This window comes from Streptomyces sp. NPDC079020 (assembly GCF_044542225.1).
Classification (GTDB): domain Bacteria; phylum Actinomycetota; class Actinomycetes; order Streptomycetales; family Streptomycetaceae; genus Streptomyces.
Genome location: NZ_JBITUB010000011.1, coordinates 219703 through 230218, shown reverse-complemented (window position 1 = coordinate 230218; position 10516 = coordinate 219703). Strand labels below are relative to the sequence as shown.

The window sequence follows — 10516 nt, the reverse complement described above, 5'->3', positions numbered from 1 at the left end:
CTGTGAATCCTCTATTCATATCCTGGAGGCCTGAATACTTGTAGTCAACAGGTGCGTGCCGCTCCGGGACCGGGCAGACCTCTCCCATCACACCCCCGGGGAGGCTCCCGTGACCGCTCCAGGCGCACCCGCGGCACCGGCCGCACCCGGCCCGCCGGAGAACCCGGCCCTGAAGCGGGCCATCGGGCCCAGGCTGCTGATCCTCTTCGTGATCGGCGACATCCTGGGCACCGGTATCTACGCCACCACCGGCAAGGTGGCCGGCAAGGTCGGGGGCGCGCTCTGGCTGCCGTTCCTGATCGGCTTCGTCGTCGCGATCCTGACGGCCGCCTCGTACGTCGAGCTCGTGGGCAAGTATCCGAAGGCGGCCGGAGCCGCGCTGTACACGCAGAAGGCGTTCAGGGTTCCGTTCCTGACCTTCGTCGTGGCCTTCATGGTGATGTGCTCGGGCCTGTCGTCCGCGCGCGCGGCGGCCCGCGCCTTCAGCGGTGACTACCTCGCCGAGTTCACCTCCGCCGTGCCGCCCACCCCTGGTCGCGATCCTGTTCATCCTGATCCTGGCCGCGCTCAGTCTGCGCGGCGTGGCCGAGTCCGTGAAGGCGAACGTCGTCCTGACGGTGGTCGAGGTGACCGGCCTGCTCGTGATCCTCTCGATCGGCGCGTACGCGGTCCTGAACGGCGACGGCGAGCCCGCCCGGCTGACCGGGTTCGAGGCGAGCGGTACGGGATACGCCCTGATCACCGGGGTGCTCGGCGCCACCGCTCTCGGCTTCTTCGCCTTCGTCGGCTTCGAGGACTCGGTGAACATGGCCGAGGAGACCCAGGACCCGGTCCGCACCTTCCCGCGTGCCCTGTTCACCGGTGTGGCCGTGACGGGCACCATCTACGTCCTGGTCGCCCTGGTCTCCTCGCTGCTGGTCGACCACCGGACCCTGGAGAGGTCGAGCGGACCGCTGCTCGAAGTGGTGAAGGCGGGCGGCGTCGGCTTCCCGCCCGGACTGTTCGCGCTGATCGCCCTGTTCGCCGTGACCAACTCCGCGCTGATCAACATCATGATGGCCTCACGGCTCTGTTACGGCATGGCGAACGAACGCGTCCTGCCGCGCGCCCTGGGCCGTGTCCTGCCCGGCCGGCGCACCCCCTGGGTGGGCATCGTCCTCGTCTCGCTGCTCGCCGTCGGACTGGTCTCCACCGGTGAGATCGAGGGGCTCGGCGACACGACCTCGCTCCTGCTGCTCTGTGTCTTCGCGGTCGTCAACATCGCCGTACTCGTGCTGCGCAAGGACCCTGTGGAGCACCGGCACTTCCGAACGCCGACGGCGCTGCCCGTGCTCGGCGCGGTCACGGCCCTGCTCCTGGCGAGCCCGCTCGCCGACCGGGACGCGGAGGTCTACGTCCGGGCCGGGGTGCTGCTGCTGATCGGCATCGGCCTGTGGGTGGTCAACAAGGCGGTGATGACCACCCGCGGGGGGAGCGCCCAGGACCTTCCGGACGACCGCCACGCGTAGCCGTGCCCCGGGCCCATACACGCTGCGGCGCATGTACCACCGGGAAATGCCAAACCTCCACCTGCCGCGAGCACGTTGCGTAGCCTCGGGGTCACAGCCGAACGCCATGTCGGGAGGGGAGCGCGCGTGCCCGGAATCGACGAGTGCCTGCTCGAAGTCATGAGGCTGCCCGGCGCCCGCGGCGCCTCGGTGGTCGACTGGACGAGCGGTCTCGCTCTAGGCACCATCGGGGACTCGCCCAACGGCGACCATGAGGCCACCGCGGCCGAGACCGCCGAGGTGGCGAGGATGGCGGCCGAGCAGCCGGCCTTCGCCCTCCCCCCGCCGCCGGACGGCCACAAGCTGCCCGCGGACGGCCACGAGCGGCCCGCGGACCGGCCGAACGCACCGGACCGGCCGTGCTCACCGCCCCCGGCGCACCCGCCGAGCACGCTGAGCACGCCGGTCGAGGACGTCATCGTCACCACCCGCACCGGCTACCACATCCTCCGGTTCGTCGAGACGGCCTTCGACAGCAGCGTCTTCCTGCACCTCTGGCTGGACCGCACCCAGGGCAACCTCGCTCTCGCCCGGATCCGGCTCGGTGAGACGGCCGAGCGGCTGGTCCTGTGATGAGCGCCCGAACACCCGACCCCGGCATCACGGCCTTACCCGGCCCCGGCGGGGAATCCCCCGGGCACCCCGTGCTCTCCCCGATGCTCCAGCGCCTCGCCGCCGAACGTGCCACCGGCGCCCTGATGCGGGACCGGGGCACGCTCTACCTCGCCGACGGCCGGGTGGTGCACGCCGAGAGCCCCGCCACCCCCGGCATCGACGTCCTGCTCACGACGGGCGGCGCGCTGCGGCACGAGGGCTGGTGGGACGCGGTCGCGCAGGCGGGGGCCGGACAGCGGGTCGGGCGCTACCTGGTGGAGAGCGGTCATGTGCCCGGCGGCGCACTGGAGTTGTGCCATCTGGGCGCGCTGTACGACGCGGCGTTCTTCGTCCTCGGCCCGACCGGCACCCCGGCCAGATTCCGTTACGGGGTGTCGCACTGGATCGGCCCCGTACGCCCCGTGGCGGTGGCGGCCGTACAGCGCGAGACGCTCCGGCGCCGGGAGCTGCTGGACCGGATCTGGCCCGACGCGGTGACCGACAGCGCCCCGCTCGCCAGGACGGCGCACCCCGTCGACACCCCGCTGCCGGACCGCCGGCGCCGGGCCCTGGGCCTGGTCGACGGCGTACGTACGGCCTCGGACATCGCACGGGAGCTGGGCCGTTCGGCGTTCCACCTCCTGGTCGACCTGCGGCGGCTCGCGGCTGCCGGACTGGTCGAGGCGGCCCGGCCGGCCGCGAGCGGGGCCGGGGCGGCCGCGGACCGGTTCGCGCTGCCCGAGGTCACGGCCGATCCCGATGTCGCCCTGCTGCGCCGGCTCAGAGACGCACTGGAGGCCCTGTGATACGCGCGCTCAGACAGCGTGCCGGGAGGAGACAGCTGATGGTGCCCGAGGCCGAAGCGCGGGATGTCCTCGACGAACTCCAGCGGTTACGGGCCCGGGTGCCGCTCCTGACCGGTGCCCTGGCGGCCAGCACCGACGGCCTGGTCCTGGCCCATGACACCCCCGGCGTCGAGGCCGAAGGTGTCGCCGCACTGACCGCCGCCGCGCTCGGCGTCGCGATCCGGATGACCGACGCGACCTCCCGGGGCGGCTTCCGCGAACTCCTGGTGCGCGGCGAGAACGGGTACGTCGCCACCTACGCGGCGGGCCCCTCCGCCGTACTCACCCTGCTGGCCGCGGACCGCGTCAACGTCGGACGGCTCCATCTGGAGGGCCGCCGGGCGGGCGCCCGCATCGGCGAACTCGTCGAAGCCGCCCTGTCCCGGGAGCGCCCCGACCGCGCCGCCCGCACCGCGCCCCCGAGGGCGCGCACCCCGCAACCACCCGCCGACCGCCCCCGCGGGCTGCCGCAGCGCCCCACGTAGCGGCCCCGCCGCAGCCACCGGGACACGGACCCACCACACACAAAGGCACCGGTCATCCCGACCGGCCAGGGAAAGGGAACAGTACTCATGGCCAACACCGAAGCGGCACTCAAGGAAGCGATGACGTCCATCGAGGGAGCCCTCGGCGTCGCCCTCGTCGACTACACCAGCGGCATGGCTCTGGGCACCCTCGGCGGCAGCAAGGACTTCAACCTGGAGGTCGCGGCGGCGGGCAACACCGATGTCGTCCGCTCCAAGCTCCGCACCATGGATCACCTGGGCATCAAGGACGAGATCGAGGACATCCTGATCACCCTGGGCACGCAGTACCACCTGATCCGGCTGCTCGGGGCCCGCGGCGGCAACGGCCTCTTCCTCTATCTGGTGCTGGACTCCGGCCGTGCCAATCTGGCGATGGCCCGCCACCAGCTGAAGCGGATCGAGGCGGACCTGGAGGTCTGAGCCCGGCGCCCGTCCCGGCACCGCCGCGCCCGGCCTCAGCGGCGACGCCGCGCCCCGCCCGGCGCGGCGTCCCCCGCCACCGGCCCCGTCGTCCGGTACGCCTTCACCCGCTTGCCCGTGGGCCGCCCGCGCTCCACCCAGTCGGTGCGCACCCAGTACAGGACGTCGTCCCGGCGCTCGCGCTGCCCGATCCGTACGGCCTTGAGCCAGAGCCCCGCGCCCGCACCGGCGAGCAGCAGCCCACCCGCCCCGGGCAGTACGAGCCCCGCCGCGAGCGCCGCCACGAACGCGCCGATCAGCCACCACCGGTGCGCCCGACGCCAGTTGCGTACGGTCACGGCGCGGTCCTGGAGGAAGTCGGTGCGCCCCGCCCGGGTGGCCCCCCGCGCCAGTTCCGCGTACCGGCCGCCGCGCGCCAGGGCGACCACGGCCAGGGTGACGAGGAACAGCGCGGCCCCGGCCAGCAGACCGATGCGCCGCCCGGTGAGCCCCGGCAGCAGCGCGCCCACCGCGGCGGCCAGCAGACCGGGCCACCACAGCGGTGCGGCCCCGGCCCGTACGATCACGGCCACCCGTGCCAATGACTGCGCTCCGCGCCCCACGTCCGTACCCCTCTCCGCGACTGTGTGCTTCTCGGCGCGGAGATTAATCGGCGCAGATGAGCGGCGTCTGAGAAATCGGGAGGAACCCGAGCGGCCCGTCCCGCACCACCCGTCCCGCACCACCCGTCCCCCACCGCCCGCCGCTCCCCGCCCGCTATTCCACGAACAGCCCGCGCGCCGCCGCACGCGCGTCGAACTCCTCCAGCCGCGCCTGCGCCTCCGGCAGCCCGTCGCACATCGCCTCCAGCAGCACCCGCCCCAGCAGCATCGGCGCGCACACGGTGTCGAAGGCGAGCCCGGAACCGACCGCCGCCGGGATCAGCAGATCGCTGTGTCCGGCCACCGGGGCGAACGCCGAGTCCGCGACGGTCACCACGGTCAGCCCCACGCCCTGGGCGTACGCGAGCGCGTCCACGACCTCCTTCGGATGGCGCGGCAGCGCGAAGCACATCAGCGCGGAGGCCCCCGCCCGGCGGGCGGCGTCGATCCGGTCGTGCAGCATGCTGCCGCCCTCGTCGAGCACCCGGACGTCGGGGTGCACCTTGGCGGCGAAGTACCCGAAGCCCCGGGCCTGCGAGGACGCGGCCCGCAGCCCGAGCACCGGCAACGGGCAGGACCCGGCCAGCAGTTGGCCCGCCCGCTCCACCGGCCCGGGGTCGGCGAGCAGTTCGGACAGCTGCCGCAGGTTCTCGATCTCGGCCCGGACTGCCTGCTGGTACTCGTTGTACGTGTCCTCGGCGGCGGGCCCGCCCGTATCGGCGGGCGCGACCTCACGAAGGTGCCGGCGCAGTGCCGGATAGCCGTCGAACCCGAGCGCGACCGCGAACCGGGTGACGGAGGGCTGGCTGACCCCGGCCAGCTCGGCCAGCTCGACGCTGGAGAGGAAGGGGGCGTCGGCGGCCCGGCGCACCATGCAGTGCGCGATGCGCCGCTGGGTGGGCGTGAGCCGGCGCCCCTCGAAGAGCCGCTGCAACCGCGCGGCGGGGCTGCTCCCGCTCATGGTGTCCCCTCCGGAATCCGTCACCGACGCGTCCATTCAGCCAGCCGACGGCCTGCATGTCCATATACAGTCCGCCGGGCGGAACGCCCAACAGGGGGGTTAGCCCCACTGCGCGGGCCCCTCCGGCTTCATACGGTGAACACCATGGAAGCCCGTGACCATGAGCTCAAGAAGGAGCTCGACGCCACCCTCCAGGCCCGCGGTGAGCTGGGGGCGGAGTACGAGTCCGCGCTCATCGACTCGTTCCTGGAGAAGGTCGAGCAGCGCCTCGACACCACACTCGACCGTCGCGTCCGGCGCCACCTCGCCGAACAGCGGATGACCGTCGCCCGGGACTCGCGTACGCCCCAGCCCCTGGGGAGCTTCGGGGAGCGCTTCGGCTTCGGGGTGGTCTCGCTGATCCTGGCCGTCCCGCTCTCCGCGATCGGCGCCGCCAACGCGGGCGCCAAGGGACTCGTCGTGGCCTGGCTCGGGATCGTCGGCGTGAACGCTCTGCAGGCGGCACGGGGCGGATGGCTGTTCGGCCGGCGCAACCGCTCCGGGTCCGACGACTGCTGGGAGGACTGAGCCGACGCGGGCCGGACGGGCACCCGGGCGGGCACCGGGCGGGGCATGGCGCGGGGACCGCCGCACCCCCGGTTGCCCGGGGGGCGGGACGACGGCGGTCCCCGCGAGGGACGCGGTCCGGGTCAGGGCCGGGTTCCCGCGTCCTGGCGACGGTGGAGGTCCGGGAGCCGCTCCGTAGTCCAGGTCGCCGCAGGTGGGGCCGGCGGGTTTCCCCGCCGACACCCACCAATGTGCCGGAGCCGTGTTAAGCGGGTGCTGCGCGCACGTGACACGCTCGTACCGTTTGCGCGAAGCCCCCGGCCCACCGTGTGACGCCTCCTCCGTGCCGGCGCCCACGGCCTGCCCGCGGCTCGGCGACCGCGCACCGCCCGCGGCCGTTCGACCGCGCGCCTTCCCTACGGCTCGACCGCGGCCCTCCCTACGGCTCGGCGGCCGCGCGCCTTCCCTACGGCTTCGTGACCGCGTCCTTCGCCAGGAACGCCAGCAGGTCCTGCCGGCTCACGACGCCCGTCGGCTTCCCCTCGACCAGCACGATCGCCGCGTCGGCGCCGTCCGCACCGCTGAGCGCGGCCATCAGGTCCTCGACCGGCTCACCCGAGCCGACCTGCGGGAGCGGGGCCGACATGTGCTTCTCCAGCGGGTCGGTGAGCGCGGCGCGCTGGGTGAACAGGGCGTCCAGCAGCTGCCGTTCCACGACGGAGCCGATGACCTCGGCGGCCATCACGTCCGGGTGACCGGCGCCCGGCTTCACGATCGGCATCTGGGAGACGCCGTACTCGCGCAGCACCTCGATCGCCTCACCGACCGTCTCCTCCGGGTGCATGTGGACGAGGGTGGGCAGCGGGCCGTCCTTGTGGTCCAGGACCTCGCTGACGCGGGCGGAGGTGCCCGTGTCGTCCAGGAAGCCGTAGTCGGCCATCCACTCGTCGTTGAAGATCTTGCTCAGGTAGCCGCGGCCGCTGTCGGGCAGCAGCACCACCACGACGTCGTCCGGGCCCAGCCGCCGTGCGACCTCCAGCGCCGCCACGACCGCCATCCCGCAGGAGCCGCCGACCAGCAGGCCTTCCTCCTTGGCGAGGCGGCGGGTCATCTGGAAGGAGTCCTTGTCGGACACCGCGACGATCTCGTCGGTGACGGTGCGGTCGTACGCCGTCGGCCAGAAGTCCTCGCCGACGCCCTCGACCAGATACGGGCGTCCCGAGCCGCCGGAGTAGACCGAGCCCTCCGGGTCCGCGCCGACGACCGTGACCGCGCCGTCGCTGATCTCCTTGAGGTAGCGCCCGGTGCCGCTGATCGTGCCGCCCGTGCCGACGCCCGCGACGAAGTGGGTGATCCTCCCCTCCGTCTGCTCCCACAGCTCCGGACCGGTGGTCTCGTAGTGCGAGCGCGGGTTGTTGGGGTTGGAGTACTGGTCGGGCTTCCAGGCCCCCGGCGTCTCGCGGACCAGGCGGTCGGAGACGTTGTAGTACGAGTCCGGGTGATCGGGGTCAACGGCCGTGGGGCAGACGACGACCTCCGCCCCGTACGCGCGCAGCACATTGATCTTGTCCGTGGACACCTTGTCCGGGCAGACGAAGATGCACTTGTACCCCTTCTGCTGGGCGACGATGGCGAGGCCGACGCCCGTGTTGCCGCTGGTCGGCTCGACGATCGTGCCGCCGGGCAGCAGCTGCCCGCTCTCCTCGGCCGCCTCGATCATGCGCAGCGCGATGCGGTCCTTCACCGATCCGCCGGGGTTGAAGTACTCGACCTTCGCCAGGACCGTCGCCTGGATGTCCGTCGTGACATTGCGCAGCCTCACCAGCGGGGTGTTGCCGACAAGGCTGATCATCGAATCGTGGAATTGCACCGTGTACTCCGGGGTCTCCGAGATGGTCCGGCCCAGGGTATGCGTACGGGGGCGGGATTGGGCGAAGCGATTGGAGGCCACCCTCCACGGGGCAGGTAGGTACGTGTACGGCGTGACTGCGAGGAGGAGGTGGACCGGACTGTGTCAAGAGCGAGGGTGGCACGGCGGATCGCGGCGGGCGCGGCCTACGGCGGCGGCAGCATCGGGCTGATCGGAGCGGCGACCGTGGGCGTGGTGCTGGCCGAGGTGCAGCTTGCCAAGCGCCAGGTCGGCGGCGGTACGGCACCGGTCCCACCGAGCGCGGACGGGCGGTACGGGGTGGCCTTCGCCGGACCCGCGGACCCGTTGCTGCTCGCGCTGCTCGGGGATTCGACAGCGGCCGGGCAGGGGGTGCGCCGGGCCGGGCAGACCCCGGGGGCGCTGCTCGCCTCGGGGCTCGCGGCGGTGGCCGAGCGGCCGGTGGATCTGCGGAACGTGGCACTGCCGGGGGCCAGGTCCGACGATCTGGAGCGGCAGGTCTCTCTGCTGCTGGCCGACCAGGCCCGGACACCGGACGTCTGCGTGATCATGATCGGGGCGAACGACGTCACCCACCGGATGCCGGCCACCCGGTCGGTGCGCTGTCTGACCACCGCCGTGCGCAGGCTGCGCACGGCGGGTGCGGAGGTGGTGGTCGGGACCTGCCCGGACCTGGGCACGATCGAACCGGTCTACCAGCCGCTGCGCTGGCTGGCCCGGCGGGTGAGCAGACAGCTGGCCGCCGCGCAGACCATCGGCTCGGTGGAGCAGGGCGGGCGCACGGTGTCCCTGGGGGACCTGCTGGGCCCGGAGTTCGAGGCGAACCCGCGGGAGCTGTTCGGCCCGGACAACTACCACCCCTCGGCGGAGGGGTACGCGACGGCGGCGATGGCGGTCCTCCCCACCCTGTGCGCGGTGCTGGGACTGTGGCCGGAGACCGATCACCTCGACGGGTCGCGGCGCGAGGACATGCTTCCGGTGGCCAAGGCGGCCTCCCAGGCGGCCCGGGAGGCCGGTACGGAGGTCACGGGTGCCCGCGCCCCCTGGGCGCTCCTCAAGCACCGCAGGCGGCGGCGTCTGCCCGCGGCCACGGAACCGGCCCCGCACCCTCCGCATCCCCCGCACCCGCACCCGGACGCCGCGCACCGGCGCGCCTGACCGGCGGCGGAGCATCCGGCCGGCCGGACCCGGTGCGCGCCGGGCCCGACCGGCCTGAGCGGGCGCTTAGAAAAGAGTCCCGCATCACATGGCCTGCCGGGTGACCCCGGCGATACGTCCGGGTAACTTCCAAGACAGTTCTGCCAGTCCAGCCAGCCTTCCAGCCCTCATGGAGCCGCGTGATGCCCGAAGCCGTGATCGTCTCTGCTGCCCGTTCGCCGATCGGCCGGGCCTTCAAGGGGTCCCTGAAGGACCTGCGCGCGGACGACCTGACCGCCACGATCATCCAGACCGCGCTGGCCAAGGTGCCCGAGCTGGACCCGAAGGACATCGACGACCTGATGCTGGGCTGCGGCCTGCCCGGCGGGGAGCAGGGCAACAACCTCGGCCGGATCATCGCCGTCCAGATGGGGATGGACCACCTTCCCGGCTGTACGGTCACCCGCTACTGCTCGTCCTCGCTCCAGACCAGCCGGATGGCGCTGCACGCCATCAAGGCGGGCGAGGGCGACGTCTTCATCTCGGCGGGCGTCGAGATGGTGTCCCGCTTCGTGAAGGGCAACTCCGACAGCCTGCCGGACACGCACAACCCGGTCTTCGCCGAGGCCGAGGCCCGCACGGCGGCCCGCGCCGAGGAGTCCGGCGCGACCTGGCAGGACCCGCGCGAGGAGGGCCTGGTCCCGGACGCGTACATCGCGATGGGGCAGACCGCGGAGAACCTGGCCCGGCTCAAGGGCATCACGCGCCAGGACATGGACGAGTTCGGCGTACGGTCGCAGAACCTCGCCGAGGAAGCGCTGAAGAACGGCTTCTGGGAGCGGGAGATCACCCCGGTGACCACCCCCGACGGCACCGTCGTCGCCAAGGACGACGGCCCGCGCGCGGGCGTCACGATGGAGGGCGTACAGGGCCTCAAGCCGGTCTTCCGCCCCGACGGCCTGGTCACCGCGGCCAACTGCTGCCCGCTGAACGACGGCGCCGCCGCCCTCGTGATCATGTCCGACACCAAGGCGCGCGAGCTGGGCCTGACCCCGCTGGCCCGGATCGTGTCGACCGGCGTCTCCGCCCTCTCCCCCGAGATCATGGGATACGGCCCGGTCGAGGCCAGCAAGCAGGCGCTGAAGCGGGCCGGGCTGACCATCGACGACATCGACCTGGCGGAGATCAACGAGGCCTTCGCCGCCCAGGTCATCCCGTCCTACCGCGACCTCGGCCTGCCGCTGGACAAGGTCAACGTCAACGGCGGCGCCATCGCCGTCGGCCACCCCTTCGGCATGACCGGCGCCCGGATCACCGGCACGCTCATCAACAGCCTCCAGTTCCACGACAAGCAGTTCGGCCTGGAGACGATGTGCGTGGGCGGCGGCCAGGGCATGGCGATGGTGATCG

Annotated in this window: 10 protein-coding genes and 1 pseudogene; 8 read left to right on the top strand and 3 right to left on the bottom strand. The window is 72.7% G+C overall.

The features are described 5' to 3' along the window. Window positions 1-109: 109 nt before the first annotated feature. From ACIGJO_RS23955 to ACIGJO_RS23935, 5 genes and pseudogenes are all read left to right on the top strand, one after another. Window positions 110-1508: pseudogene (locus tag ACIGJO_RS23955) on the top strand (APC family permease). Window positions 1509-1634: 126 nt separating this feature from the next. Next, window positions 1635-2120 (top strand): hypothetical protein, encoded by a 486-nt coding sequence (locus ACIGJO_RS23950; protein WP_399961158.1) that lies wholly within the window; start codon window positions 1635-1637, stop codon window positions 2118-2120. After that, window positions 2120-2947, top strand: a complete 828-nt coding sequence (locus ACIGJO_RS23945) for a transcriptional regulator (protein ID WP_399961156.1) — start codon at window positions 2120-2122, stop codon at window positions 2945-2947. The genes ACIGJO_RS23950 and ACIGJO_RS23945 overlap by 1 nt, the downstream gene beginning before the upstream one ends. A gap of 38 nt (window positions 2948-2985) precedes the next feature. Further along, window positions 2986-3471 (top strand): roadblock/LC7 domain-containing protein, encoded by a 486-nt coding sequence (locus ACIGJO_RS23940; protein ID WP_399961154.1) that lies wholly within the window; start codon window positions 2986-2988, stop codon window positions 3469-3471. Between the two features lie 87 nt (window positions 3472-3558). Continuing rightward, window positions 3559-3933, top strand: a complete 375-nt coding sequence (locus ACIGJO_RS23935) for a hypothetical protein (RefSeq protein WP_399961152.1) — start codon at window positions 3559-3561, stop codon at window positions 3931-3933. Between the two features lie 35 nt (window positions 3934-3968). On the opposite strand, the gene ACIGJO_RS23930 is transcribed toward ACIGJO_RS23935, so the two are convergent. Together ACIGJO_RS23930 and ACIGJO_RS23925 are read right to left on the bottom strand one after the other, a co-directional pair. Then, on the bottom strand, window positions 3969-4505 hold the full coding sequence (locus tag ACIGJO_RS23930; RefSeq protein WP_399961277.1) for a hypothetical protein: 537 nt from the start codon (window positions 4503-4505) through the stop codon (window positions 3969-3971). 184 nt (window positions 4506-4689) lie between these two features. Further along, window positions 4690-5508: a MurR/RpiR family transcriptional regulator gene (locus ACIGJO_RS23925; RefSeq protein WP_399961275.1), complete on the bottom strand. Its 819-nt coding sequence runs from the start codon at window positions 5506-5508 to the stop codon at window positions 4690-4692. Between the two features lie 171 nt (window positions 5509-5679). On the opposite strand from ACIGJO_RS23925, the gene ACIGJO_RS23920 reads away from it, so the two are divergent. Continuing rightward, window positions 5680-6102: a hypothetical protein gene (locus ACIGJO_RS23920; protein ID WP_399961150.1), complete on the top strand. Its 423-nt coding sequence runs from the start codon at window positions 5680-5682 to the stop codon at window positions 6100-6102. A 445-nt stretch (window positions 6103-6547) separates the two neighbouring features. On the opposite strand, the gene ACIGJO_RS23915 is transcribed toward ACIGJO_RS23920, so the two are convergent. Further along, a complete protein-coding gene (locus ACIGJO_RS23915) occupies window positions 6548-7951 on the bottom strand; it encodes a cystathionine beta-synthase (protein ID WP_399961148.1) in 1404 nt (467 codons plus the stop codon). A 156-nt stretch (window positions 7952-8107) separates the two neighbouring features. Between ACIGJO_RS23915 and ACIGJO_RS23910 the strand changes: the two genes are divergently transcribed. After that, complete coding sequence (locus ACIGJO_RS23910) at window positions 8108-9127, top strand: SGNH/GDSL hydrolase family protein (protein WP_399961273.1); 1020 nt, start codon at window positions 8108-8110, stop codon at window positions 9125-9127. Window positions 9128-9309: 182 nt separating this feature from the next. Continuing rightward, window positions 9310-10516 (top strand): acetyl-CoA C-acetyltransferase (locus tag ACIGJO_RS23905; protein WP_399961146.1); only part of this gene is annotated, 1207 nt, incomplete at its 3' end.

Excerpts from the sequence above, each read along its gene's own strand:
- ACIGJO_RS23940 (WP_399961154.1), top strand. The coding sequence starts at position 2,986 with ATGGTGCCCGAGGCCGAAGCGCGGGATGTCCTCGACGAACTCCAGCGG.
- ACIGJO_RS23935 (WP_399961152.1), top strand. The coding sequence starts at position 3,559 with ATGGCCAACACCGAAGCGGCACTCAAGGAAGCGATGACGTCCATCGAG.
- ACIGJO_RS23920 (WP_399961150.1), top strand. The coding sequence starts at position 5,680 with ATGGAAGCCCGTGACCATGAGCTCAAGAAGGAGCTCGACGCCACCCTC.
- ACIGJO_RS23945 (WP_399961156.1), top strand. The coding sequence starts at position 2,120 with ATGAGCGCCCGAACACCCGACCCCGGCATCACGGCCTTACCCGGCCCC.